Genomic DNA, 25,939 nt, shown 5'->3' with positions numbered 1-25,939 from the left:
GATTTGTTGGCGAACACTAACTTATTTGAAGGCTAAGGACGGTTTTTGGTAGAATAGGGCACTCGCGGCGGCCGGTCAGCGCATAAGGAGTGCAATGTCCTTCACGATGCGAGATGTCAGACAGCAGTCCACCGGTGCTCCACAGATCGCCCACAAGTTGTTCATAGACTGCTCCACCGATCCTGTTGATAACCTGTTTATATCTTTGATGTTGTGGACCCGCAACGAGCCCTTTGGACCCTGTTCCCGGATGTACGTGCCTCCCTTTTTGCCTACAATGAAGTTCCAACTACTGCAGTTGCCATTGCTTGTTGGTTCAGGGCGCGTCTCCAGAAGACGCGCCCTTTTTTCTTGCCCGCTCACAGCTGGGCACGAGCCAATTCAAGTACTTAAGCGTTCCCGTTGATGAATCACATCAGAAATTTTTCGATCATTGCGCACATCGATCACGGCAAGTCGACGCTCGCAGACCGTTTGATCCAGCGTTGCGGCGGACTCGCAGAACGCGAGATGGAAGCGCAGGTGCTCGACTCGATGGACATCGAAAAAGAGCGTGGGATAACCATCAAGGCGCAGACCGCCGCGCTGCACTACAAGGCACTCGATGGACAGGTCTACAACCTCAATCTGATCGACACGCCGGGCCACGTCGACTTCTCGTATGAAGTGAGTCGCTCGCTGTCGGCATGCGAAGGTGCGCTGCTCGTCGTCGACGCATCGCAAGGCGTCGAAGCGCAGACGGTGGCCAACTGCTACACGGCGCTCGACCTCGGCGTCGAAGTGGTGCCGGTGCTCAACAAGATGGATTTGCCGAACGCCGATCCCGACAACGCGCGCACCGAAATCGAAGACGTGATCGGCATCGACGCGACCGATGCGATTCCGTGTTCCGCCAAGACGGGCCTCGGCATCGACGAGATCCTCGAAGCCATCGTGCACAAGATGCCGGCGCCGCGCGGCAATCCCGACGGCCCGCTGCGCGCGATGATCGTCGACAGCTGGTTCGACGCATACGTCGGCGTCGTCATGCTGGTGCGTGTGGTCGATGGCCGGCTGGTGAAGGGCGAGCGCATCAAGATGATGGCGTCCGGCGCCATGTACAACGCCGACAACATCGGCGTCTTCACGCCGGCGACCGAGGCGCGCGCTTCGCTCGAGGCGGGCGAGGTGGGCTTCATCATCGCGGGCATCAAGGAGCTGCAGGCCGCCAAGGTCGGCGACACCGTCACGCTGATCAAGGCGGGCACGGGCGGCGCGGCCGCAACGGCCACCGAGGCGCTGCCGGGCTTCAAGGAAATCCAGCCGCAGGTGTTCGCCGGTCTCTACCCGACCGAAGCCAGCGAGTACGACTCGCTGCGCGACGCGCTCGAAAAACTCAAGCTCAACGATTCATCGCTGCGCTACGAGCCCGAGGTGAGCCAGGCGCTGGGCTTCGGCTTCCGCTGCGGTTTCCTCGGCCTCCTGCACATGGAGATCGTGCAGGAACGCCTGGAGCGCGAGTTCGACCAGGACCTGATCACGACCGCGCCGAGCGTGGTCTACCAGGTGGTGCGCAACGACGGCGAAGTCATCATGGTGGAGAACCCGTCCAAGATGCCCGACGTCGGCAAGATGAGCGAGATCCGCGAGCCGATCGTCACCGTGCATCTCTACATGCCGCAGGAATACGTCGGCGCCGTCATGACGCTGGCCAACCAGAAGCGCGGCGTGCAGATGAACATGGCCTACCACGGCCGCCAGGTCATGCTGACCTACGAGATGCCGCTCGGCGAAATCGTGCTGGACTTCTTCGACAAGCTGAAGTCGGTGAGCCGCGGCTACGCCTCCATGGACTACGAGTTCAAGGAGTACCGCGCGTCCGACGTGGTCAAGGTCGACATCCTCCTGAACGGCGAGAAGGTCGATGCGCTGTCCATCATCGTGCACCGCACCCAGTCGCAGTACCGCGGCCGGGCGGTGGTCTCCAAGATGCGCGAGATCATTTCGCGCCAGATGTTCGACGTGGCCATCCAGGCGGCCATCGGGGTCAACATCATTGCGCGTGAGACAATCAAGGCCCTCCGAAAGAACGTGCTGGCCAAGTGCTACGGCGGCGACATCACCCGCAAGAAGAAGCTGCTCGAGAAGCAGAAAGCGGGCAAGAAAAGAATGAAGCAGATCGGTTCCGTCGAGGTCCCGCAAGAGGCCTTCCTCGCGATTCTGCAAGTCGAAGACTGATCAAAAAAATGGCACTCATCACCTCCCTGGTCCTTGCGGCATTCGCCAGCTATGTCGGCGCCTGGTATTTCGGCGCGATCGAAGGCAACTTCGCATTGCTGCTGTTCGTGGCCACGGTGGTCACTGGCCTCTACTGGCTGGCCGAGCGTTTCTATTTCCTGCCCCGGCGCGAGCAGGCCGCCGCCAGGCTCGAAGCCTCGATGACCGAACGCAATGCGCGCCTCGCCGGCCAGGGCATCACACAGGTCGACACGGCCGACACCAAGGCCAGCGAGCGCCTCTTGATGCAGCCCTGGTGGCTCGACTGGACCGCGGGCCTCTTCCCCGTGATCCTGGTGGTGTTCCTGCTGCGCTCGTTCCTCTACGAGCCCTTCAAGATTCCCTCGGGTTCGATGATGCCGACGCTGCTGACCGGCGACCTGATCCTGGTCAACAAATTCACCTACGGCCTGCGCCTGCCGGTCATCAACACCAAGATCACCGACGGCACGCCGCTCGCGCGCGGCGACGTGGTGGTGTTCCGCTACCCGCCCAAGCCCAGCATGGACTACATCAAGCGCGTGGTCGGCATCCCGGGCGACGAGGTGGCCTACCTGAACAAGAAGCTCACGATCAACGGCCAGCCGGTGTCCAAGGCCTCGGCCCCCGACTATCTCGACGGCGAATCGATGCGCTTGCTCAAGCAGTTCGACGAGGACCTCGTCGGCAAGCAGCACAAGATCCTCAACGACGAAGGTGCGCCGTCCTTCGTGCCGGGCGCCAGCGACTTTCCGTTCCGCGAGAACTGCCGCTACTCCGTCGAAGGCGTGGTTTGCAAAGTGCCCGCCGGCCAGTATTTCATGATGGGCGACAACCGCGATAATTCGGCGGATTCGCGCTTCTGGGGGTTCGTGCCGGACAAGAACATCGTGGGCAGGGCCTTCTTCGTCTGGATGAACTTCGGCGATTTCGGTCGTATCGGTCCATTTCAATAAGCAGTCAACACTGTACGAGGGGTAAGAGGGCATGAGAGCAAACCGGTCCATCCGCAGCAGGGCTGCGCATCAGCGCGGCATCTCGTTCATCGGCCTGCTGTTCGTCGCGGTCGTGGTCGGGGGCCTTGGCGTGGTCTTCGCGCAGGTCGTTCCGACACTGATCGAATGGCAGGCCATCGACAAGGCGGCCAACAAGGCCAAGGAGGGCGCCACCGTGCCCGAAGTGCGCGCCATCTTCGATCGCGCCCAGGCTATCGACGACTTCAAGTCGGTCAGCGGCCGTGACCTGGACATCAAGAAGGTCGGCGACAAGGTCGTGGTCTCGTACGCCTATGAGCGCGAGATCCCCCTGTTCGGCCCCGCCTACCTGACGCTCAAGTACAAAGGCGAGACCCGCTGAACGCGGCGCTTAAAAAGGTGGACGGCAGCCTCGTCGCGCTGCAGGCGCGCCTCAAGCACTCGTTCTCCGACGCGCGGCTGCTGCAGCTCGCGCTCACGCACCGCAGCTTCTCGGCCGACCACAACGAGCGCCTCGAGTTCCTCGGCGACTCGGTGCTCAACCTGGCGGTCTCGCACCTGCTGTACACGCGTCTGTCGGCCCTGCCCGAGGGCGACCTGTCGCGCGTGCGGGCCAACCTGGTCAAGCAGGACACCCTGCATCGCCTGGCGCTCGAACTCCAGCTGTCCCCGCTGCTGCGACTGGGCGAGGGCGAGGCCCGTTCGGGCGGGCCGAGCCGGCCTTCGATCCTGGCCGACGCGCTCGAGGCGCTGATCGGCGCGGTGTATCTCGATGCGGGCTTTTCGGCCGCCGAGGCGCTGGTGCGCCGGCTTTACGAATCGGTCGAGATCAATCCGCGCATGGAAGCGGCCGCCAAGGACCCGAAAACCGAATTGCAGGAATGGCTGCAGGGCCACAAAATGAAGCTGCCGTTGTACCGCGTGGCGGCGACGCTGGGTGCAGCGCACAAACAGACTTTCGATGTCGAGTGCGAGGTGCCCGAGTTGGGCCTTCGCGAACGCGGCATCGGCGGCTCGCGCCGCGCCGGCGAGCAGGCCGCCGCGGCCGCCATGCTGATCCGGCTCAAGGCACGCGGTGCTGCGTGAAATCACAATGAACGACGCTATCCATCCAGAAGCCGAACCCGAAGACGCCACAGGCGACGCTCCGGGCGCCGGCGGTCCGCAACACTGCGGCCTCATCGCCATCGTCGGCAAGCCCAACGTGGGCAAGTCGACGCTCCTCAACGCGCTGGTCGGCCAGAAGATCAGCATCACCTCGCGCAAGGCGCAGACCACGCGCCACCGCATCACCGGCATGCGCACGCTGGGGGCGACGCAGTTCGTGTTCGTCGACACGCCGGGTTTCCAGACCCTGCACGCCAACGCGCTGAACAAGTCGCTCAACAAGACCGTGCAGGGCGCGGTCGGCGATGTGGACCTGATCCTCTTCGTGGTCGAGGCCGGCAGCTTCACGCCCGCCGACGAGCGCGTGCTCAAGCTGCTGGGCAAGGGCATTCCGACCGTGCTGCTGGCCAACAAGCTGGACAACGTGCACCGCCGCGGCGACATCGCGCCCTGGCTGCAGACCATGCAGGCAAAGCACGCCTTTGCCGAATTCGTGCCGATGTCGGCCAAGAACGCCAAGGATGTCGAGCGCCTCTTCGGCATCTGCGAGAAATACCTGCCCGAGCAGCCCTGGTTCTATGCCGAGGACGAGCTCACCGACCGCAGCGAGAAATTCCTGGCCGGCGAACTGGTGCGAGAAAAGCTCTTCCGCCTCACGGGCGACGAACTGCCCTACACCTCGACCGTCATCATCGACAAGTTCGAGGAAGAACCGCCGCAGAAGAAGGGCCAGAAGCGCCTCCTGCGCATCGCCGCCACCATCGTGGTCGAGCGCGACGGCCACAAGGCCATGGTGATCGGCGACAAGGGCGAGCGCATCAAGCGCATCGGGATGGAAACGCGCGTCGAGCTCGAGAAGCTGGCCAATGCCAAGGTGTTTCTCGAACTGTGGGTGAAGGTGCGCTCGGGTTGGGCGGACGACGAGGCCCGCGTGCGCTCCTTCGGCTACGAATGAAGTGGCCGCTGCCCACCGCGTTTCGCACGAACCGGCGTACGTGCTCCATCGCTACGACTGGAGCGAGTCGAGCCTGATCCTGGAGGTCTTCACCCGGCACCACGGGCGCATCGCGCTGGTGGCCAAGGGGGCGAAGCGGCCAAGTTCCAATTTCCGGCCGGTGCTGCTGCCGCTGCAGCCGCTGCAGCTGAACTACGGCGGCGACGCCGAGATCCGCACGCTCAAGGGCGCCGAATGGATGGGCGGCCACGTGATGCCGACCGGCGAAGCGCTGCTCTCGGGCTACTACGTCAACGAACTGCTGCTGCGCCTGCTGGCGCGGGACGACGCGCACGAGGCGCTCTTCGACGCCTATGCCGGCGTGGTGCAGGTGCTCGCCGGCGACCACGTCGGCGCCCAGGCTGCGACCCAGGCTGCCGCGCTGCGCGCCTTCGAACTGATCCTGCTGCGCGAGGTCGGCCTGTTGCCTTCCCTCGACGCGCAGACCCTGACCCTGGAGCTGCTCGACCCCGACCTGCGCTACAGCCTCGTGCCCGAAGCGGGCCTGCGTTCCGCGGCGGACGGGGAGGCCGCGCTGGCCGGCGCCGACTGGCAGGCCCTGCAGGCCGTGCTCGACGACCGCGCCCCCTTCACCGCGACCCTGCGCGAGATCGCCACCATGAACGCCGGCAGCAACAGCGCCCTCAGAAACCAGCTGCGCGCCTTGCTCAACTACCATTGCGGCGTGTCCACGCTGCGCACGCGGCAAATGATGAGAGATCTGCAAGCACTATGAGCACTTCAGGCCACGCCGGCACCTCCACCTCCCTGTCAGTCAACCTCAACAAGGTCGCCTTGGTCCGCAACACGCGCCATTTGGGCATTCCGAGCGTGCTGACCGCCGCCAATGCCTGCCTGGCGGCCGGCGCCCAGGGCATCACGGTGCACCCCCGGCCCGACGCGCGCCACATCCGCGCGCACGACGTGAGCGACCTGTCGGCGCTGCTCGCCAAGGACTGGCCGGGCATCGAATTCAACATCGAAGGCAACCCCTTCCACAACCTGATGGACTTCGTGCGCGAGCTGCGGCCGCACCAGGCCACCTTCGTGCCCGACAGCGAATCCCAGTCGACCAGCGACCACGGCTGGAGCTTTCCGGGCGACGCCGAGCGCCTGCGCCCGTTGATCGCCGAAGCCAAGGCGCTGGGCGTGCGCGTCAGCCTGTTCATGGACCCGATCCCCGAGATGATGGCCGCGGTCAAGGCCGTGGGCGCGGACCGCGTCGAGCTCTACACCGAAGGCTATGCCGCCTCGCGCGGCACCGCCGACGAAGAGGCCGTGCTCGCGCGCTATGTCGAATCTGCAGTTGCAGCCCAGGCTGCCGGCCTCGGCGTCAACGCCGGCCACGACCTGAGCCGCGACAACCTGACCGCGTTCCTGAGCGCCGTGCGCGGCGTGCACGAGGTCTCGATCGGCCACGCCTTCGTCGCCGACGCGCTCGAACTCGGCTACACCGCCACGACGCGCGAATACCTGCGCTGCATCACCGAGGCGCAACAGGCCCGGGCTGCATGATCTACGGCATCGGCACCGACATCTGCGACCTGCGCCGCATTGCCGCGACCTTCGAGCGCCAGGGCGAGCGGTTCGCGCGCAAGGTGCTGAGCGATGCTGAATTTGCAGTCTGGCAAGCCCGCAGCGCGCGCTGGCCCAAGCGAGGCCTGAGCTATCTGGCCACCCGTTTTTCCGCCAAGGAGGCCTTCAGCAAGGCCATCGGCCTGGGCATGCGGATGCCGATGACCTGGCGCTCGTGCGAGATCGCCAACCTGCGCAGCGGCAAGCCCGTCATCGTGCTGCACGGCGCGCTTAAGGACTGGTTCGAGGCCAAGGGCCTCACCGCCCACGTCACGGTGACCGACGAAACCGAATACGCCGCGAGCTTCGTCGTGGTGGAACACAAAGACAGCAAGAACGACGCATGACCGCGACGACAGGCAGCCCCATCCACGCACCGCTCATCATCGATGTGGCGGGCACCGAACTCAACGACGCCGACCGCCGGCGCTTGGCCAACCCTCTGGTCGGCGGCGTGATCCATTTCACCCGCAACTGGCAGGACCGCGCGCAGATGACCGCGCTCAACGCCGAGATCAAGGCGATCCGGCCCGACCTGCTGATCTGCGTCGACCACGAAGGCGGGCGCGTGCAGCGCTTTCGCACGGACGGCTTCACGCGCCTGCCGTCGATGCGCTCGCTGGGCGAGCTGTGGATGCGCGATGCCATGCGCGCCACGCAGGTTGCGACGGCTGCGGGGCTTGTGCTGGCCGGCGAGTTGCGCGCCTGCGGCGTCGACTTCAGCTTCGCGCCGGTGCTCGACCTGGACTACGGCGGCAGCAGCGTGATCGGCAACCGCAGCTTCCACCGCGACCCACGGGTGGTGGCGCTGCTGGCCAAGAGCGTGATGCACGGCATGCTGCAGATGGGGATGCGCAACTGCGGCAAGCACTTTCCGGGGCATGGGTTCGTGAATGCGGATTCGCATGTCGAGATTCCGGTGGATCGGCGCAGTCTCAAGGCGATCCTGGCTGACGATGCGAGGCCCTACGACTGGCTGGCGGGCACGCTCGCCGCCGTGATGCCCGCGCACGTCATCTATCCCAAGGTCGACAAGCGGCCCGCTGGTTTCTCGCAAAAGTGGCTCAAAGATGTGCTGCGCACCCGGCTCGCGTTCGACGGCGCGATCTTCAGCGACGACCTGAGCATGGAGGCGGGGCGGTACATCGATGGCGAGCTGCTGAGCTATGCCGATGCGGCGCTGGCGGCGCTCGATGCAGGATGCGACCTGGCCATGGTCTGCAACCAGAGCGTGGGCGATGGCGCATTGCTTGACGAATTGCTCGAAGGTTTCAGCGCCGCTGCGAACGCAGGGCGGTGGCAAGGCCGGGCGGCCGGCGAGGCGCGCCGGCAGTCTCTGCGGCCCCAGGCGCCTGCGTTGAGCTGGGCTGCGCTGACCGAGGCGGCGGGATACCGCGGCGCCAAGCGGCTGCTCCCCTCCGCCGACCTCAAAGAAGGTGCCCTGTCCTGAGGAGATAGACCATGCCCTTGTGCCTCAGCTTCTTCCAGCGCAAGGACGACGCGGTATTGCGCAACCATGCGCACTACTGCCGCTCGTTCGGGTACGACCACCAGTGGACGGACACTGACCACATCCTCCATCCCGCATTGCGCGCCAGTGCCAAGTACAGCGAGATCCTTCGCTGGCTGCGCAAGCTGGCCGAGGGCGACTGGCTGCTTTTTCTCGATGGCGATTCGGTGGTTTTTCATCCCGTCGCCATCGAGACCCTGATGGAAGGCCGCGACCTGCTGGTGCTGGAAAGCCCGGCCGTCGGGGACCATTCCGGCCTGGCGATGACCAACATGATGGTGTTGCGCAACACGCCCGCCAACAGGGCCCTGCTGCATCAACTGATCGAGGACTGCGGCCGGGTGATCGCGCTTGTGACCGATCGGCTCGACGAGGCGGCGCGCCTTCGCCCGGCGGGCATGCTGGCGTGCAACGCCACGATCGGCGACATCTACGTGAACGTCTCCTGGCGCATCGGCCAATGGTTCCACGCCCGCATCTTCGTGGTGAACATGGGTCCGTTGCCTATCGTGTCGCCGGCCGGCGGATTGCGCGAAGACATGCTGCACGACCTCAACCTGCAGCGCCTGCTGGTCGACCAGGTCAACGACGCGCTGATGCACGGGCGTCCGGTCTTGCAGCCGGCCGCCTATCCGGCGCTCTCCAGCGAGCCGCTCACCACCTACAACCCGGGCGGGCGCATCGCGTTCCTGACGCTGTACACCCACCACATCAACAGCTACGCCCGCGTTTCCGAACACAACGCGAAGCGCTATTGCGAGCGGCATGGGTACACCTACCACGTATACAGGGCCGTGCCAGAGGAGATCGGGCCTGGCATCAACGGCTCGTGGGTGCGGACGTGGCTGCTGCAGCAGCACCTCGCGCAGCACGACTGGATCATCTGGATCGATGCGGACACCCTGTTCTTCAACCAGACCCGGCGCATCGATGAACTGCTGCAGGGCCGCGACCTGCTGCTGGGCAAGGACGTCGGAGCCTGGTCATTCAACTCGGGTGTGATGGGGTTCCGGAACACGACCCGCAATGCTGAACTGCTGGCAAGCATCTGGGCGCGGATCGGCAGCGTGGACGACAAGTCGACCGTCTACGCGAGCCAGGGCGACCAGTACTACACCAACGAGGTGCTGACCGCGGAGGGGCTGGTCGGCCCTGAGAGCATTCTCGACAACCTGAGCATCAATACGCCGCCGCACCTGGCGACCGACGAAACGCTGCTCGTGCATTTCATCAACCTCGGCGAGCCCTATCGCTCCGCGTATATGGCTGCATTCGACACGCGCTCGCAACGGATCCGATAGCGCTCGGAATCAAGGAAAAACCATGACGATGGGTGTGCTGGTGTACATCGACGACAAGAAAGAAATCGTCGACGAGTTCTCATGGCTCTACAAGAGCATGATTTTTTCCGGTCTGTTCGCCCGAGCAAAGATCATTGCGGTGTGTCACCCGAATGTCGTTCATCGGCTGCCGGCGGACGAAAGAATCGTGGTCATTTCGAGTCCGCCCTACGTCGACACCCATGCCGAATGGGCAGGCTACGGCTACATCAACTCGGTGGCGAACCTGCGCGACGCGGCGGTTGTCGAGGAGTGCCGAAAATACGAGGTCATCCTGAAGACCGATTGCGACACCTTCGTCACACCTGCGCTTGTGGACTTCACGCCCACGGGCCTGTGCTTCGGCTTCGGGGCCTACGCGTATGAAGAAGAAGTGCGAAGAAAACTGTCCGAGTGCAGCCTGCGCTGGGGGTTTCCGCACGCGGGCATGCACAACGTCGGCGCGTCGGTTCTGGGGCCCTCTGAATTTGTCTGCAACTTCCTCGATGCCCAGATGGACTTCTGCAACAAGCTGCTGGACGAGGAGTTCCGTGATTTCCAGGGCGCGTGGCCCGGCTGGTGCAAGAACGTTTTGACGATGTACGCGGGCGAGCTCGCGGTTCGCCGCACGTACCCCCAGCAGTGCTCACTGGGACTGCTGGACCATCTGCCTTATGCGAGCCGCGCGCTTGGAAGCGATGTTCTGCACATCCATGCGTGGCACACGGACCAGTATTGGTCCAAGCATCAATTCCGTGCCGGCAAGTACGCCGACATCGCTCCCGGCGATATCGACATGCGCACGTTGGGCGGTTACTGCCACGGCCTCGTCGTGGCCGATGTGGAAGAGCTCAAGGCGAAGGCCGCGGCCTGAGGGCTTCAACGGCCCAGGCGCGCCAGGGTTTCACCGATATCGTCGAGCAGCCACAGGCCAAGGCACCGGTCGTTCTGCGGCATCTGGTACTGGCCTTGCGCCGAGGGATAGATGATCGCCTCGGTCACGTTGCCCTCGATGATCAGCCGCCTGGGCGGCGGCAGGTTGTACGGCGGCAATTCGAGATTGATCGGCGTCCACTCGCCGGTCGCGATATTGCCGTTGCGCGGAAGCGTGCGGTAGGTGAAGGTGGTGGTCAACAGCCACTTCGAGCGGCTCGCCACGAGGGCATGCAGTGCCCGGAACACATCCGCATGGGAAAAGTGGAACAGGCAGTCGCGGCAGAGCACCAGGTCGACCTTGGGCAGGCTGTCGGTCAACAGGTCCAGCTTGCTGAACCGGCGGCCGGGGCGCGCAAAGCGCTCGGTGTTGCGTTGCACCAGCGTGTCGACGATGTCCGCGCCGTGGTAGTCGATGCCGGCGAGATCGACGTGCTGCATCCAGTTGAAGTCTCCGCAGGGCGCGTCCAGCAGCGACTCCACCTGCAGATCACGCAGCAGCGCGGGCAATTCCCGAATCACCTGCGCGGTGTTGCTCAATTCGGAGCCCGCTCCTGAAACGCTTTCCGCGGAGCCCCAGGTGTTGGCGGTAAAAATGTTGGAGAAAACGGTCTCGGTCGGTTGGGAGGACATGAAGGCCCTTGTCTGTTGCTACGGGGATTCGCGCGGCGGCGCATTCGACGCCAGGTTGGCCCACAGGGGCTCGCCGCGTGCGTCCAGGTGGGTCAGGTACAGCCGGAGATCGAACTCCAATCGATGGTAGCTCGGCTCCATGTGCGTGCACAACGCGTAGAAGGCCTTGTCGTGGTCACGTTCCTTCATGTGGGCCAACTCATGCACGACGATCATGCGCAGCAGATCGAGCGGCACCTCCTTGAACAGGCTGGCCACCCGGATCTCCCGCTTGGCCTTGAGCTTGCCGCCCTGGACGCGCGAGACCGTGGTGTGCGTGCCCAGCGCGTTGCGGATCACGTGCAGCTTGTTGTCGAACATCACCTTGGCCAGCGGCTCGGCCTTGCGCATGAAGTCGTTCTTGAGCCCGCTCACGTAGTCGTAAAGCGCCCGGTCCGACTGGATGTCGTGCGTTCCGCCGGGATGGCGCTGGCTCAGCAGCGCCGCCAGCTTGTCCTGCGCGATCAGCTGGCTGACCTGTTCCTGCAGACTCGCCGGATAGCCTGCCAGGTATTTCATGCCCGGCGCCGTTGGGGCGTTGCGCAGGCGAGGCCGGTGGCCACGCCGCCGAACAGGTCGCCCTCGACCAGGTTCACGCCCGCAAAGCTTTTTCGCAAGGCGTGCTGGAACGGGCGCAGGGCCGACGAGCCGCCCGTGAGGTAGATCGCATCGAGGTCGCCGCTGCGCAGGCCCGCGCGCTTGACGCAGGCATGCGCGCTCGCGATCACCTTTTCGAGATGACCGGAAAGCTGTTGCGCCATGTCGGCAGGCGAGAGCGTGGCCACCAGCCCAGGCTCGGCGCACGAGAGGTCGATCGAGGTGGGCGCATCGGTCACCGAGGCATCGATCTTGGCCTGCTCGACGGTGGCGGCAATGCGGTGGCCGTGGCGCTCTTCCAGCACCGTCATCAGCCGGTCGTGCAGCTGCGTGTCGGCATAGCTGGTGCGCAGCTCCTTCGCCTGGCGCACCGCCTTGGCGGCATAGAGCCAGTTGATCAGGTGCCACGACGACAACTCGAAGAACACCTTGCTCGGCACTTCGCGGCCCTGCGGCCCGTGGTGGCGAAAGCCGAACTGCGGCATCACGCGGTCGAGGTTCAGGCGCTGGTCGAAGTCGGTGCCGCCGATGTGCACGCCGCTGGTGGCCAGCACGTCGTCGCTGCGGTCGGTGCGCGCGGCACGGTCCGGGCCCACGCGCACGACGGTGAAGTCCGAGGTGCCGCCGCCGATGTCGACGATCAGCACCACCGATTCCTTGGTGATGCGCTGCTCGTAGTCGAAGGCGGCCGCGATCGGTTCGAGTTGAAAGGCCACGTCGCGAAAGCCCGCCGCCCGGGCCGCATGGCGCAGGCTCTCTTCGGCGCGTTCGTCGCGCTTCGAATCGTCGTCCACGAAGTGCACGGGCCGCCCGATCACGACCTGCTCGGGAATCCGGCCGAGCTCGCGCCCCGCGCGCACCGCCAGCTCGCGCAGGAAGCGCGCGATGATGTCCTCGAAGCTCACGAGGCCGTCGTAGACCGCCGTCTTCTCCTGCATCAGTTCGCTGCCGAGCAGGCTCTTGAGCGATCGCATGAGGCGGCCCTCGACGCCCGAGAGGTAGAGGGCAACGGCCTCGCGGCCGAAATGCGTGGTGCGGTCTTCGGCGTTGAAGAAGATCGCGGTGGGCAGCGTGGTGGCCGTGCCTTCGATGGGCAGCAGGCGGGCTACGCCGTCGACCCGGCAGGCCACGGCGGAATTGGAGGTGCCGAAGTCGATGCCGATCGTCGGCAGCGACGACGGTGAGGGCACGCTCAAGACTCCCTGCGCAGCGCCGGGAACAGGATCACGTCGCGGATGCTCGGCGAATCGGTCAGCAGCATCATCAGCCGGTCGATGCCGATGCCGCAGCCGCCGGTGGGCGGCATGCCGTACTCGAGCGCGCGCACGAAGTCGTGGTCGTAGTACATCGCTTCGTCGTCGCCGCTGTCCTTGGCGGCCACCTGTGCGTTGAAGCGCGCGGCCTGGTCTTCGGCGTCGTTCAGCTCGCTGAAGCCGTTGCCGAATTCGCGGCCCGTGATGTAGAGCTCGAAGCGCTCGGTGACTTCGGGACGGTCGTCGTTGGCGCGCGCGAGCGGCGAAATTTCCGTCGGGTGCTCCATGATGAAGGTCGGCTGCCAGAGCTTTTCTTCGACGGTCTCCTCGAAGTACATCACCTGCAGGCTCGCCAGGCTGCGCTGCGAGAGCTTGTCCTTCTCTTCGTTCAGGCCGAGCTTGCGCAGGGCGTTGATGAGCCAGGCGGTGTCGTCCACGCCATCGCCGGCATCGGTGTGCTTCAGGATCGCTTCGCGGATCGTCAGGCGCTCGAACGGCTGGGCCAGGTCGACGGGCTTGCCGCCGTACGAAAGCTGTTGCGAGCCCACGGCCTTGTCGGCGATGGTGCGGATCAGCGTCTCGGTGAAGTCCATCAGGTCGCGGTAGTTCCAGTAGGCCGCGTAGAACTCCATCATCGTGAACTCGGGGTTGTGCCGCACCGAGATGCCCTCGTTGCGGTAGCTCCGGTTGATCTCGAACACGCGCTCGAAGCCGCCGACGATCAGGCGCTTCAGGTACAGCTCGGGCGCGATGCGCAGGAACATCTCCTGGTCGAGCGCGTTGTGGTGCGTCTTGAAGGGCTTGGCGTTCGCGCCGCCCGGAATGGGGTGCAGCATGGGCGTCTCGACTTCGAGGAAGTCGTTGGCCACCATGAATTCGCGCAGGGCGCTCACGGCCTTGCTGCGCGCGGTGAAGCGGGTGCGTGCGCTTTCGTCGGTGATCAGGTCGACATAGCGCTGGCGGTACTTCTGCTCCTGGTCGGCCATGCCGTAGAAGTCGCCGGGGAGCGGGCGCAGGCTCTTGGTGAGCAGGCGCAGCTTGGTCACCTTGACCGAGAGCTCGCCGGTCTTGGTCTTCATCAGCGTGCCTTCGGCACCCAGGATGTCGCCCAGGTCCCAGCGCTTGAATTCCGCATAGGCGTCTTCGCCGACGGCGTCGCGCGTCACGTAGAGCTGGATGCGGCCCGTGGCGTCCTGCAGCGTTGCGAAGCTGGCCTTGCCCATCACGCGCTTGAGCATCATCCGGCCCGCCACGCTCACGGGAACGGCCTGCGCCTCGAGCGCTTCGGCCTCGACCGCGTCATGCGCCGCAACGAGCGCCGCGGCGCGGTGGCCCGGCTTGAAGTCGTTGGGGAATGCGACGCCCTTGCCCTCGGCCTGCGCGGTGCGCAGCAGCTTGAGCTTTTCGCGGCGTTCGGCGATGAGCTTGTTGTCGTCGACTGCAGGGGCTGCGACAGGAGCGGCAGCGGGCGTAGGAATGGGAGGGGTCAGGTGATCGGACATGGGGAGCGGGTGAGCGCAACAGGAGCGTGCGCGAGCCGGAATTTTAGCCGATCAGGTTCGAGCGAAACTGGCTCACAGCGCCCGCCAATCCTGCGCGATGCGCTACGGAAAATATAGCGAACTATTCAGTGATGCCCGTGCGTGCAAGCAGATCGCTCACCAGCTCGAGCCGCATCAGCGGGCTATCGAGTTCCATCAGCCGCTGCCGCAGTTCGAGCTGCATCGGCACCAGCTCGCACCAGCGGTTGGCCACCCAGCCGCAATCGTTGAAGCGGTAGGGCTCGCCGATGGGCAGCCGTGCGGTCGGTGCGCCTTGCGCACCTTGTGCACTCTGCGCGCGGCGGCGTTCTTCGAGCGTGTCGACCAGGCGCCGCAGCGCAGTGGCCGTGTGCTGGAGGTCGTCGGGGATCTCGAGCGCGACGTCTTCGATCACCGCTTCCACCTCGGCGACCCACAGGCCGTGCTTCTGCAGTTCGGTGGTGCGAACGCGAAATCGCTGCGTGCCGACGCACTCGATCTGGAGCAGGCCGCTCTGCGGCGATTCGAATTCGCGGATGACGGCCAGGGTGCCGATGGCGGCGAAGCTTTCCGCATCGGCGCCGGCCTTGCGCACCTCGCTGCCGCTCGTGAGGCTGACCACGCCGAACGGCGCATCGGCCTTGCGGCATTTGCCGATCATGTCGAGATAACGTACTTCGAAGATGCGCAGTGGAAGAAGGCCCCCGGGGAACAGGACCGTGCCCAAAGGAAAGAGAGGAATTTGCACGTTGAAAACGACTGCGCCGGAAGGCTGGAGTCAGTTGGATTGAAAGATCAGGTCGAGCACGGCTGCGTGTTCGGCGCGCAGTATCCCGCGTGCCTCGAAGCCCTGGCGCGTGCGGTTCAGCAAGCTCACGATCGATTCGCGGCAGACCGCTGCGCTCTGGCCCCAGCGGGTGTCGATCTCGGACAACGCGCTGTGGGCCGCGCGGTGGAGGTTCACCATGTGCGCCAGCGTCTGTGGAATGTGCTCGGAAAAGCGGTACAGGGTCAGCAAATGCTCGCATTCACGACCGCTCAGGCGAGGAAACATCAGCGGCAGGAAGCGGCGGTAGATGCGGTCCTTGGAGGCATAGAGCCGGTCCAGGCGCAAGGTGCGCGAGGTCATGTTCTGGTGGATGCGGTAGCGCGTCAGCGGCTCGGGCAGGTTGGCGAAGCGTGCGCCGTGGAGCATGCAGTCCATCCAGAATCCCAGGTCGTCGACCACGTAGAGGTTCGGGTCGAAGCGCAGGGCGTGCGTGCGATAGAAGTCCAGGCGGCCCAGCGTGCTCTGGTTCGCGAGGTAGTCGGCACCCAGGACCATGCGTGCCTTGATGGTCGCGTCGTCCAGCGGCAGGCCGGTGATGCCGGACTCGTCGTGGAAGTGTTCGAGCTGGCTGCCGACGATGGTGATGTCGGGGTGATCCTCCAGGAACCCGACCTGCAACGCGAAGCGCTCGGGCATGGCGCAGTCGTCGTGGTCGACGCGCGCGAGGTACTTGCCTTGCGCCATCGCCATGGCGATGTTCATGTTGGTCGGCAGGCCGACATTGAACGCATTGCGATGCCGGCGGATGCGCGGATCGTCGAAGCCGGCCAGGCGCTCCCAGGTGCCGTCCGAACTCGCATCGTCCATGACGAGCAGTTCGAAGTCCGTGAAGGTCTGCGCCAGCAGCGACTCGACGGTTTCGACGACGAGTTCGCCGCTGTTGTAGGTGGGCAGGACGACGCTCAGCAAAGGCATGGTGTTCCGTAGGGCGGTGTGGATGTCGTCGGGGCGCTTGTGGGCCAGAATCGGTGCAGTCGTGCAACCGCACCCTCGCACCCTTCTTCCAACCGACATGTTGTACCAGATACCTTCGTTCCTCCTCGACGTGATCGTCGGCCTGCTCGGCGGCGCGTGCCTGCTGCGCCTCTACATGCAGTACCACCGCGTGCCGTTCGGCAATCCGCTCGGGCGCTTCGTGTTCGCGATCACCGACTGGATCGTGTTGCCGCTGCGGCGCATCATCCCCTCGGTCAAGCGCTGGGACCTGGCGAGCCTGATCGCCGCCTGGCTGCTGGTGATGCTGAAGTTCCTGCTGCTGTGGCTCTTGATCGGCAACCTGGGGCGCATCGCCACCTTGCCGCTGGTGTCGCTGGTGGGATTGCTGCAGCTCGCGATCTCGGGACTGACCGCGTTGCTGGTGGTCTACGCCGTGCTGTCTTGGGTGCCGGGCGCGTCGCCGATGCTGCTGGACCTCATCTCCCGGCTTGCCGAACCGCTGGTGCGGCCATTTCGCCGCTTCATTCCGCTGGTCGGCGGCGTGGACCTGTCGCCCCTCGCCGCGATCGTGGTGCTGCAGGTGATAGCGATCGTGCTGAGCAATCTGCTGGTGTTTGCCTACCAACTGACTTTCTGAATCGCGCAAACAAACAAAAAAGGCCCGCGCGCATTGCACCCGGGCCCTTTTGCTTTGGTCGGTCGCGTTTCGTGCGCGTTCAGCTCACCGCATCAGCCGGCTGGCGCAGCAGCATCGCAAGCGTGCTCGCGATCGTCTTGCGCAGCTCGCGCCGGTCGCTGATGAAGTCGATCGCGCCCTTGGTCTGCAGGAATTCCGCGCGTTGGAAGCCTTCAGGCAGCGTCACGCGCACGGTCGACTCGATCACGCGCGGGCCGGCAAAGCCGATCAGCGCCTTGGGTTCGGCGATGACCACGTCGCCCACGAAGGCGAAGCCGGCGCTCACGCCGCCCATGGTCGGGTCGGTCAGCACGCTGATGTAGGGCAGGCCCTTCTTCGCCAGGCGCGTGAGCGCGGCGTTGGTCTTGGCCATTTGCATGAGCGAGAGCAGGCCCTCCTGCATGCGCGCACCGCCGGTGGCGGTGAAGCAGATGAACGGCACCTTCTGTTCGATGGCGGTTTCGACGCCGCGCACGAAGCGCTCGCCGACCACGCTGCCCATGCTGCCGCCCATGAATTCGAATTCGAAGCAGGCCACGACCACGTTGATGCTGTGGACCGAACCGCCGATGACGACCAGGGCGTCGGTCTCGCCGGTGTTCTCCAGCGCTTCCTTGAGCCGTTCGGGGTACTTGCGGCTGTCCTTGAACTTCAGGGCGTCGACCGGGAGCACTTCCTGGCCGACTTCGTAGCGGCCTTCGGCGTCGAGGAAGGCATCGAGCCGTGCGCGGGCGCCGATGCGGTGGTGGTGGCTGCAACTCGGGCAGACGTTCTGGTTGTGCTCCAGGTCGGTCTTGTAGAGCACCGTTTCGCAGGCCGGGCATTTGATCCACAGGCCCTCGGGCACCTGGCGGCGCTCGGCAGGGTCGGTTTGTGCGATCTTGGCGGGTAGCAGTTTTTCAAGCCAGCTCATAGGACTCCGGAATTAGCTCCCCTCTCCGTTGGGGGGAGAGGGGCTGGGGTGAGGGCAACCGAGATTATCGGCCAGCCGCATTCTTGGGGGTAGCCGCCGGCAGGGCGTCCAGCGCTTCGCGGATGCCAGCGAGGAATTCGCGCACCGCGGGCACCACCTTCTCGCGCGGTTGCCCGTCGATCAGCTGGATGATCTTGGTGCCGATCACGACGGCGTCCGCCGCCGAGCCGACCGCCTGCGCGGTGCGGGCGTCGCGGATGCCGAAGCCCACGCCAACCGGGATGCTCACGTGCTGGCGGATGCGCGGAATCATCTGGCCGACCGCCTCGGTGTCCAGGTGGCCCGCGCCCGTCACGCCCTTGAGCGACACGTAGTACACGTAGCCGCTCGCGATGCGCGCGACCTGCGCCATGCGCTCGTCGGTGCTCGTGGGTGCGAGGAGGAAGATCAGGTCGATGTTCGCCGCCTTCAGGTCGGCGGCGAAGGCCTCGCATTCCTCGGGCGGGTAGTCGACCACCAGCAGGCCGTCGACGCCGGCGGCCGACGCATCGCGGATGAAGGCCTGCTTGCCATGCACGAGGTCGTAGCGCTCCACCGGGTTCGCATAGCCCATTAGCACCACCGGCGTGGTCGCGTCCTTCTGGCGGAACGCGGCCACGATGGCAAGCACCTGCTTCATGCCGACGCCCAGTGCCAGCGCGGCTTCGCCGGCCTTCTGGATCACGGGGCCGTCGGCCATCGGGTCGGAGAAGGGCACGCCCAACTCGATCACGTCGGCGCCCGCCTCGACCATGCCGTGCATCAGCTCAGGCGTGATGTCGGCGAAGGGGAAGCCGGCGGTGACGTAGGGGATCAGCGCCTTGCGGCCCTGCGATTGAAGCGCCTTGAAGGTTGCGGCAATGCGGCTCATCACTTGCCTCCCTTCACGCTCAGGCCGCGCATCGAGGGGCGGTCGTAGAAATCGACGCCCGACAGGTCGGCGACAGTGCCGATGTCCTTGTCGCCGCGGCCCGAGAGGTTCACCAGGATCGACTGGTCGGGGCGCATGGTCTTGGCGAGCTTCAGCGCGTAGGCCACGGCGTGGCTGGATTCGAGCGCGGGAATGATGCCCTCCGTTCGGCACAAATAGTGGAAGGCTTCGAGCGCTTCCATGTCGGTGATGCCGACGTACTCGGCGCGGCCGATGTCGGCCAGGTACGCGTGCTCGGGGCCCACGCCCGGGTAGTCGAGGCCGGCGCTGATGCTGTGCGTCTCGGTGATCTGGCCGTCTTCGTTCTGCAGCAGGTAGGTGCGGTTGCCGTGCAGGACGCCCGGGCTGCCGCGCAGGATCGAGGCCGCGTGCTTGCCGCTGTCCAGCCCTTCGCCCGCCGCTTCCACGCCGATGAGCCGGGTGTTGGCGAACGGAATGTAGGGGTGGAAGATGCCGATCGCATTGCTGCCGCCGCCCACGCAGGCGACCACCACGTCGGGCTGCCTGCCCTCGGCTTCGCCGGTGATGCCGTCGGCCGCGAGCATGGCGGGCATCTGATCGATGCACTCGGTGCCGATCACGCTCTGGAAGTCGCGCACCATCGTCGGATAGGGGTGCGGGCCGGCCACGGTGCCGATGATGTAGAAGGTGTTTTCCACGTTGGTGACCCAGTCGCGCATCGCCTCGTTGAGCGCGTCCTTCAGCGTCTTGCTGCCAGATTCGACCGGCACCACGGTCGCGCCCAGCAGGTTCATGCGGTAGACGTTGGGGCTCTGGCGCTTGACGTCCTGGCTGCCCATGTAGACCACGCATTCGAGGCCGTAGCGCGCGCAGATGGTGGCGGTGGCCACGCCGTGCTGGCCGGCGCCGGTTTCGGCGATCACGCGGGGCTTGCCCATGCGGCGGGCGAGCATCGCCTGGCCGATCACGTTGTTGATCTTGTGGGCGCCGGTGTGGTTCAAGTCCTCGCGCTTCAGGTAGATCTGCGCGCCGCCCATCTCGCGGCTGGTGCGCGCGGCGTGGTAGATCGGCGAGGGCCGGCCCACGAAGTGCTTGAGCTCGTAGTGGAATTCGGCGAGGAAGGCCGGATCGTCCTTGAACTTCGCATACGCGTCGCGCAGCTCGTTGATCGCGTGGGTGAGCGTTTCGCTCGCGAAGGTGCCGCCGTAGTTGCCGAAGTGGCCGGTGGCGTCGGGTTGCTGGTAATCCTGGAAATGGCTTTGCATGGTTCTCGATCGTTGGGCCGCAGCCCGAATGACGATCGGGTGCGGCGGCTAACTGGAGAAGGACGAGGCGTCTGCCGCCCTGACGGCGGCGACGAATTGCCGGATCTTTCCGGCGTCCTTCAGGCCCTTGTTCCCGGGACCGTCGATTTCGACGCCCGAGCTCACATCAACGGACAGCGTCTTGCAGCGTGTCCGCAGGATGCGAATGCCATCGCTCACGTTTGCAGGTGTGAGCCCACCACTCAAGACGAGGTGAGCGTCGACGGCGGGTGGAAGAAGTGACCAATCGAAAGCCTTGCCGCCACCGCCATAACCTTCGACATGCGCGTCGAGCAGGATGGCCTGGGCGTGGGAGTAATCGGACGCGTATTTTACGAGGTGGAAGCCGGCGCCGGCAGCCCCCAGCGGAATCCGGGCGGCGCGCATGTAGCGAAAACGGCCAGGACCGGTGGCTTCCTCGCACTGTTCGGGCGTCTCTTCACCGTGGAACTGCGCGATGGCGCCCTTCACACGGGCAAGGGACGCTATGACTTTGGGAGCATCCTCGTTCACGAACAACAGCACCGGCGTGATGAACGGAGGCAGCCGCGAGGCAAGTTCAGCGGCGCGTTCGGCCGTGATGGCACGAGGGCTTTTGGCGTAGAGCACGAAACCGACCGCGTCCGCACCGGCTTCGACCGCGGCATCCACGTCGGCCTCGCGCGTGAGGCCACAGATCTTGATGCGGGTGCGGGGCGGCGATGGCGTCATGGCGGGCCATCATAAGGAGCGCCGCCGGCCTGCAGCGTGGCTTCGTCCGGCAGACCCCACTTGGCGTCGTACAACGGGCCGAGAAAGTAGAGACCATCCGCGGAGAAGGTGGGCGCCGCGACCTTGCGGCTGCGCGCCTGGAGCACCTCGTCGATCCATTCGGGCCGCTCGTCGCCGCGGCCGATGCGCACGAGGCAGCCCATCAGGTTGCGGATCATGTGGTGCAGGAAGGCATCGGCCTCGAACTCGAAATGCCAGCGGCAGCGCTCGCCGTCGCCGACGCGCGCGATCTCTATGCGGCGCAGGTTCTTCACGGGCGACTTGGCCTGGCAGGCCGAGGCGCGGAATGAGCTGAAATCGTGCGTGCCGACCAGCAGGGCGGCGGCTTTGCGCATCGCGTCGCCATCGAGCGGATGCATCGACCAGCCGACCCGGCCCGAATCCAGGCTCGGCCGTACCGGTGATTGCGAGAGCACGTAGAGGTAGCGGCGCGCGAGGGCACTGGCGCGGCAATGGAATTCGTCGGGCACCGGCTGGGCCCACTGCACCGCGATGTCGTCGGGCAGGAACCGGTTGGTGCCGCGCATCCAGGAGAAGGGCTCGCGCTCGACCTCGGTGTCGAAGTGCACCACCTGCATCAGCGCATGCACGCCGGCATCGGTGCGGCCGGCGCACAGCGTGCCGATGCGTCCGGACGGGTCAGCGGCGAACTTCGCGAGGGCCGCCTCGAGCTTGTCCTGCACCGTGCGGCCCGAGCGCTGGCTCTGCCAGCCCTCGTACGCCTGGCCGTTGTAGCGGATGCCGAGCGCCAGCCTCACGAATTCAGGAACCGGAAAAGCAAGGGCTCAGCGCAGTTCCGCGAGCAGTTGCTTGGCTTGCGTCTTGAGGTCGCCGGCGCTTTCGGCTTCGACTTCCTCGACCAGCGAACGGGCGCCTTCGACGTCGCCGATAGCCTGCAGTTCGCGGGCGAGCGAGAGCTTGACGGCGTGGGGGCTGTCTTCGCCTTCGTCGTCCAGCGAGCTCGCAGCGCGCGCCGGTTCGGACGCGCCGCCGCGGGCGGGCAGGCCTGCCAGCGCGCTCATGTCGAACTCGATGAAGCCCGAGTCGGCCGGCAGCGCATTGCGCAGCATGGCCGGACGCGTGTTGTGCTCCGCATCGCTCAAGCTCGACGGCACGGTGTTGGGGGTCAGGGCGCCGGGGGCCGTGTCGAAATCGTTCTCGAGGTCGACGGGCGTTGCCGCGTGGCCATTGCCGTTGGACAGCGGCGCCGCGGGGCGGGCCGTCGTCGGAGCGGGGGCATACGCCGACTTGGGCAGGCTGGCGCCGACCGGTGCGTGGCTCGGTGCCGGTGCCAGTGGCATCGGTTGGCTCAGGTCCAGGTCGAAGTCCAGCGGTGCCACCGAGGGCACGAAGGCCGGCGGCGGGGCCGAGGCGATCGGCGGCGGTGCGACGGGCGTCGGCACTGCGGCGACCGGCGGCTTGGCGGCGGATGCCAGTGCGCCTGCGAAGGCGGCCGTTTCAGCCTGGCTCGCGCTGCGGGGGGCGCCCGATTCGTAGAGCGGGTTGCCTGGGTCGAGGTCCTTGCCCATGTCGACCACGCGGTTCCAGTCGGAACCCGCGCCGCCGGTCAGCTTGTGCACTTCGGTGGCCAGGCCTTCGTAGGCCCGCACGTCGCGGCGCTTGGCGTGGATCTCGAGCAACTTCAGGTGGATGGCGGTGCGGTCCGGGTTCAGGCGGAGCGCTTCGCGCAGGATTTCCTCGGCCTGCAGGTCGCGGCCGTAGGCCAGGTAGACGTCGGCTTCGGCGACGGGGTCCACATCGCCCGCGTCGAGTTGGCTTGGCGAGTACGACAGCGACGACACGGTGGAATCGCCGCGGTGCTTGGTGTCGACCGATTCGCCGCCGCTGGCGCCGAAGAACGAGTCCTTCGGAATGCGGCTCTCGAGGAACACGCTTTCGCTCATTTCCTCGCGCCGGCGACCCAGCACGCGGTACAGAAGGAAGCCGACCAGCAGCGCGATCAGCGCGGCGCCGGCAAGCATCAGCGGGTTGTCGAGCAGTTCTTCGAAGAAGCTGCGTTCCGGGGGCGGAGGCGGAGCGGCCTTCACCACGGGTTTCGGCGCGGGAGCCGGTGTTGGCGCTGCGACCGCGGCGCTGGCTGCTGCCGCGGGGACGGCAGCCGTCTCCGTTGCCGAAGGCGTGACGGTGGGTTCCGCGGCGGCGGGGGCAGCTGTCGCTTCCGGCGTCGGTGCGGCCGGTGCGGCGGCTGCCGCAGCGGGAGCAGGTGCCGGAACAGGCGCTGCTGCCACTGGCGCCGGAGCGGCGGCCGCTGGCGGCGTCGTCGTGGCGCTGGTCGAAGGCGTCGGAACGGGGATGCCCGGTGCTGCGGGCGCCGGCGCTGCGGCTGCTGCAGGTGCCGACGATCCGGCGCCGGACTTGATCTTGTTCAGATCGTTGATGTTCTTGGACAGCTCCGCCACGCGGCTGCTGTTCTCCTGCGCCTGGCGGGCCTGCGCGAGCTTTTCGTCGGCGGCGCGGGTGGAGGCGCTGCCTTGCGAGATCGTGAGCTTGTCGGGTGCGCTGGCGGCTGCGTTGCGGTCTTCGACGTTGGCCTGCAGCTTGCCCGAGGCCTTGCGGCTGGCGGCAGCGACGTTCGACGTCGGCGCGTTCTCGGCCAGGCGCTGGCGGTAGCTGCCGAAATCGCGGCTTTGCGCTGTGACCGTGCGGCGTGCTTCCGCGGCGGGAACGGCATTCGCCTCGGTGGAGCCCGGCAGATCGAGCACCGCGCCGGCCTTCATGCGGTTGATGTTGCCGCCGATGAACGCATCGGGGTTCGCCAGCAGCAGGGCGACCAGCATCTGGTCGAGCGACACGTCGGCCGGCTTGTAGGCCCCGGCGATCTTGCTGGCGGTATCGCCGCGCTGCACGGTGACCTGCTCGCCGCCACCGCTGGCGCGGGGGGCGGTCGGTGCGGCGGCTGCTGCTGCGGGCGCGGCGGCGGGTGCTGCCGGGGCCGGCGCGGCGGCGACCGGCGGCGCTGCGGACGCTGCGGCTGCAGCCCGTTCACGGCGTGCGCGGGCTGCCGCGACGGCAGGGCGCTCGACCGGGGTGCTGATCTGGGGCGCCACGGGGGCGATCGGCGTGCTGGGGGCCGCCTGGGCCTGGCGCGTGACCGGCGGATCGAGCAGCACGGTGTAGTCGCGCACGATGCGGCCCGAGGAGCCGTTGGCTTCGAGCAACAGGTCGATGAACGGATCGCTCAGCGGGCGGCTGCCGTTCAGGCGCACCACGTACTGGCCGCCCGCTCGGCGTTGCAGCGTCGCCTTGACGTCGCTCAGCGCCGAGTTGTACGGAATGCCCGCGTTCTTGAAGGCTTCGGCGGTGGCGATGTTGATCTTCAGGCCGTCCGCTTCGGCAGCGGCGATCTCGGTCACATCGATCTCGGCGCGCAGCGGTTCGCCCAGCGCCGATTGCACCTTCAACTGTCCCAGCGTGAAGGCGCTGGCGTCGGTGCTGGCCATCCCCAGGGCGACGGCGGCTGCCGCACCCAGGATGGAGAGGCGCCAACCGCTGGAGGACGGGGAGGGGCGATCGGCCGATGGGCGGGCCGCGGGCAACAGATGTCTTGTCATGCTGATAGGGGCGGCTCAGGCCCAGAATTTGTAAGAGGACGTTAGCATCATCACCCCGGACTGACAAGGCAATGCGCCTGTTCTACCCAGTGCGCGCATACTTACGAACACACTTTTCGTTGCCAAACTGCAACAATCCGGGATTCAAGGGCCTGAGCAGCCCGCATCAGGCCTCGAGCAGGATGCGCAACATGCGGCGCAGCGGCTCCGCAGCACCCCACAACAGCTGGTCGCCGATGGTGAAGGCGCCGACGTATTCGGGGCCCATCGCCAGCTTGCGGATGCGGCCGACCGGGATGTTCATGGTGCCTGTCACGGCCACCGGCGTCAGGTCCTTCAGCGTGGCTTCGCGGGTGTTCGGCACCACGCTGGCCCAGGGGTTGTCCGCGGCGATCATCGCTTCGATGTCGGCCACGGGCACGTCCTTCTTGAGCTTGAAGGTCAGCGCCTGGCTGTGGCAGCGCATGGCGCCGATGCGCACGCAGAAACCGTCGACCGGCACGGCGGCGGTGCCGAAGCCCGCGCCCTGGCCGAGGATCTTGTTGGTCTCGGCGCCGGCCTTCCATTCTTCCTTGGACATGCCGTCGCCCAGGTCCTTGTCGATCCAGGGGATCAGCGAGCCGCCGAGCGGGGCGCCGAAGTTGGCGGTTTCAGCCGCGCTCAGGTTCTGCTGCTTGTGCAGCACCTTGCGGTCGATCTCGAGAATGGCCGACTTGGGGTCGTCCAGCAGGGCGCGCACTTCGGTGTTCAGGGTGCCGAACTGGGTCAGCAGTTCGCGCATGTGCTGCGCGCCGCCGCCCGAGGCCGCCTGGTAGGTCATGCTGGTCATCCACTCGACCAGGCCGGCCTTGTAGAGAGCGCCCACACCCATGAGCATGCAGCTCACGGTGCAGTTGCCGCCGATCCAGTTCTTGCCGCCATTGGTGAGGGCGTTCTGGATCACGGGGAGATTGACCGGGTCCAGCACGATGACCGCGTCGTCCTGCATGCGCAGGGTGGATGCGGCGTCGATCCAGTGGCCGGTCCAGCCGGCGGCGCGCAGCTTGGGGAAGACTTCGCTGGTGTAGTCGCCGCCCTGGCAGGTGATGACGATGTCGCACTTCTTCAGGGCGTCGATGTCGTTCGCATCCTTCAGCGCGGTCTCGTTCCTGGCCATCGCCGGGGCCTTGCCGCCGGCGTTGGAAGTCGAGAAGAAGACCGGCTCGATGAGCCCGAAGTCGCCTTCGGCCTGCATGCGGTCCATCAGGACCGAGCCGACCATGCCGCGCCAGCCTACGAGGCCGACCAGAGGTTGAGATGCGTTCGCCATTTCTGTTTG

25 protein-coding genes are annotated in these 25,939 nt (G+C 66.1%); 12 read left to right on the top strand and 13 right to left on the bottom strand.

Going from position 1 to position 25,939, the window contains the following annotated elements:
* Positions 1-405: 405 nt before the first annotated feature.
* From lepA to ACZYRS_RS25365, 11 genes are read left to right on the top strand one after another with little or no spacing between them, the layout of a single operon-like run.
* Positions 406-2,217 (top strand): translation elongation factor 4, encoded by a 1,812-nt coding sequence (gene lepA, locus ACZYRS_RS25415; RefSeq protein ID WP_198785680.1) that lies wholly within the window; start codon positions 406-408, stop codon positions 2,215-2,217.
* Between the two features lie 8 nt (positions 2,218-2,225).
* Entirely contained in the window at positions 2,226-3,191 is a 966-nt protein-coding gene (gene lepB, locus ACZYRS_RS25410) for a signal peptidase I (RefSeq protein WP_463421450.1), read from the top strand.
* Between the two features lie 31 nt (positions 3,192-3,222).
* Positions 3,223-3,591 (top strand): DUF4845 domain-containing protein, encoded by a 369-nt coding sequence (locus ACZYRS_RS25405; protein WP_198785678.1) that lies wholly within the window; start codon positions 3,223-3,225, stop codon positions 3,589-3,591.
* A 17-nt stretch (positions 3,592-3,608) separates the two neighbouring features.
* The gene (gene rnc, locus ACZYRS_RS25400; protein WP_198785677.1) at positions 3,609-4,295 is read left to right on the top strand and encodes a ribonuclease III; all 687 of its coding nucleotides are present in this window, start codon (positions 3,609-3,611) and stop codon (positions 4,293-4,295) included.
* Between the two features lie 7 nt (positions 4,296-4,302).
* Positions 4,303-5,271 carry a GTPase Era gene (era, locus tag ACZYRS_RS25395; protein WP_463421449.1) on the top strand — a complete coding sequence of 323 codons (969 nt, stop codon included), beginning with the start codon at positions 4,303-4,305 and terminating at the stop codon, positions 5,269-5,271.
* A gap of 1 nt (position 5,272) precedes the next feature.
* The gene (recO, locus tag ACZYRS_RS25390) at positions 5,273-6,046 is read left to right on the top strand and encodes a DNA repair protein RecO (protein WP_463421448.1); all 774 of its coding nucleotides are present in this window, start codon (positions 5,273-5,275) and stop codon (positions 6,044-6,046) included.
* Complete coding sequence (locus ACZYRS_RS25385) at positions 6,043-6,825, top strand: pyridoxine 5'-phosphate synthase (RefSeq protein ID WP_198785674.1); 783 nt, start codon at positions 6,043-6,045, stop codon at positions 6,823-6,825. Before recO ends, ACZYRS_RS25385 begins: the two co-directional genes overlap by 4 nt.
* The gene (acpS, locus tag ACZYRS_RS25380; protein WP_198785673.1) at positions 6,822-7,232 is read left to right on the top strand and encodes a holo-ACP synthase; all 411 of its coding nucleotides are present in this window, start codon (positions 6,822-6,824) and stop codon (positions 7,230-7,232) included. Before ACZYRS_RS25385 ends, acpS begins: the two co-directional genes overlap by 4 nt.
* Positions 7,229-8,335, top strand: a complete 1,107-nt coding sequence (gene nagZ / locus ACZYRS_RS25375) for a beta-N-acetylhexosaminidase (protein ID WP_463421447.1) — start codon at positions 7,229-7,231, stop codon at positions 8,333-8,335. Before acpS ends, nagZ begins: the two co-directional genes overlap by 4 nt.
* An 11-nt stretch (positions 8,336-8,346) precedes the next feature.
* Complete coding sequence (locus ACZYRS_RS25370) at positions 8,347-9,696, top strand: galactosyl transferase GMA12/MNN10 family protein (protein WP_463421446.1); 1,350 nt, start codon at positions 8,347-8,349, stop codon at positions 9,694-9,696.
* Positions 9,697-9,718: 22 nt separating this feature from the next.
* Positions 9,719-10,588, top strand: a complete 870-nt coding sequence (locus tag ACZYRS_RS25365; protein WP_198785670.1) for a DUF7164 domain-containing protein — start codon at positions 9,719-9,721, stop codon at positions 10,586-10,588.
* A 5-nt stretch (positions 10,589-10,593) separates the two neighbouring features.
* Here the strand turns inward: ACZYRS_RS25365 and ACZYRS_RS25360 are convergent, their stop codons facing one another.
* From ACZYRS_RS25360 to ACZYRS_RS25335, 6 genes are all read right to left on the bottom strand, one after another.
* A complete protein-coding gene (locus ACZYRS_RS25360; RefSeq protein ID WP_463421445.1) occupies positions 10,594-11,187 on the bottom strand; it encodes a class I SAM-dependent methyltransferase in 594 nt (197 codons plus the stop codon).
* Between the two features lie 111 nt (positions 11,188-11,298).
* Complete coding sequence (locus ACZYRS_RS25355) at positions 11,299-11,838, bottom strand: M48 family metallopeptidase (protein WP_198785668.1); 540 nt, start codon at positions 11,836-11,838, stop codon at positions 11,299-11,301.
* The gene (locus ACZYRS_RS25350; RefSeq protein WP_463421444.1) at positions 11,835-13,112 is read right to left on the bottom strand and encodes an Hsp70 family protein; all 1,278 of its coding nucleotides are present in this window, start codon (positions 13,110-13,112) and stop codon (positions 11,835-11,837) included. Before ACZYRS_RS25350 ends, ACZYRS_RS25355 begins: the two co-directional genes overlap by 4 nt.
* Entirely contained in the window at positions 13,109-14,671 is a 1,563-nt protein-coding gene (gene lysS / locus ACZYRS_RS25345) for a lysine--tRNA ligase (protein ID WP_463421443.1), read from the bottom strand. Before lysS ends, ACZYRS_RS25350 begins: the two co-directional genes overlap by 4 nt.
* Before the next feature lie 121 nt (positions 14,672-14,792).
* Positions 14,793-15,437: an LON peptidase substrate-binding domain-containing protein gene (locus ACZYRS_RS25340; protein WP_463421442.1), complete on the bottom strand. Its 645-nt coding sequence runs from the start codon at positions 15,435-15,437 to the stop codon at positions 14,793-14,795.
* A gap of 30 nt (positions 15,438-15,467) precedes the next feature.
* Positions 15,468-16,433 (bottom strand): glycosyltransferase family 2 protein, encoded by a 966-nt coding sequence (locus tag ACZYRS_RS25335; protein WP_198785664.1) that lies wholly within the window; start codon positions 16,431-16,433, stop codon positions 15,468-15,470.
* 97 nt (positions 16,434-16,530) lie between these two features.
* On the opposite strand from ACZYRS_RS25335, the gene ACZYRS_RS25330 reads away from it, so the two are divergent.
* Entirely contained in the window at positions 16,531-17,091 is a 561-nt protein-coding gene (locus tag ACZYRS_RS25330; RefSeq protein ID WP_463421441.1) for a YggT family protein, read from the top strand.
* 79 nt (positions 17,092-17,170) lie between these two features.
* Here ACZYRS_RS25330 and accD read toward each other — a convergent pair whose 3' ends face one another.
* From accD to asd, 7 genes are all read right to left on the bottom strand, one after another.
* Positions 17,171-18,043, bottom strand: coding sequence for an acetyl-CoA carboxylase, carboxyltransferase subunit beta (gene accD / locus ACZYRS_RS25325; protein WP_013540010.1), 873 nt, complete (start codon positions 18,041-18,043; stop codon positions 17,171-17,173).
* A 64-nt stretch (positions 18,044-18,107) separates the two neighbouring features.
* Positions 18,108-18,953, bottom strand: coding sequence for a tryptophan synthase subunit alpha (gene trpA, locus ACZYRS_RS25320; protein ID WP_463421440.1), 846 nt, complete (start codon positions 18,951-18,953; stop codon positions 18,108-18,110).
* The gene (trpB, locus tag ACZYRS_RS25315) at positions 18,953-20,239 is read right to left on the bottom strand and encodes a tryptophan synthase subunit beta (protein ID WP_463421439.1); all 1,287 of its coding nucleotides are present in this window, start codon (positions 20,237-20,239) and stop codon (positions 18,953-18,955) included. The genes trpA and trpB overlap by 1 nt, the downstream gene beginning before the upstream one ends.
* Before the next feature lie 48 nt (positions 20,240-20,287).
* Complete coding sequence (locus ACZYRS_RS25310; protein ID WP_463421438.1) at positions 20,288-20,989, bottom strand: phosphoribosylanthranilate isomerase; 702 nt, start codon at positions 20,987-20,989, stop codon at positions 20,288-20,290.
* A complete protein-coding gene (gene truA, locus ACZYRS_RS25305) occupies positions 20,986-21,807 on the bottom strand; it encodes a tRNA pseudouridine(38-40) synthase TruA (protein ID WP_463421437.1) in 822 nt (273 codons plus the stop codon). The genes ACZYRS_RS25310 and truA overlap by 4 nt, the downstream gene beginning before the upstream one ends.
* Positions 21,808-21,834: 27 nt before the next feature.
* The gene (locus ACZYRS_RS25300; RefSeq protein ID WP_463421436.1) at positions 21,835-24,621 is read right to left on the bottom strand and encodes a FimV/HubP family polar landmark protein; all 2,787 of its coding nucleotides are present in this window, start codon (positions 24,619-24,621) and stop codon (positions 21,835-21,837) included.
* A 166-nt stretch (positions 24,622-24,787) separates the two neighbouring features.
* Positions 24,788-25,930 (bottom strand): aspartate-semialdehyde dehydrogenase, encoded by a 1,143-nt coding sequence (gene asd, locus ACZYRS_RS25295; protein WP_198785657.1) that lies wholly within the window; start codon positions 25,928-25,930, stop codon positions 24,788-24,790.
* Between the last annotated feature and the right edge of the window lie 9 nt (positions 25,931-25,939).

Source organism: Variovorax sp. AC194, assembly GCF_979257995.1.
This window is presented reverse-complemented; position numbering and strand designations above follow the sequence as displayed.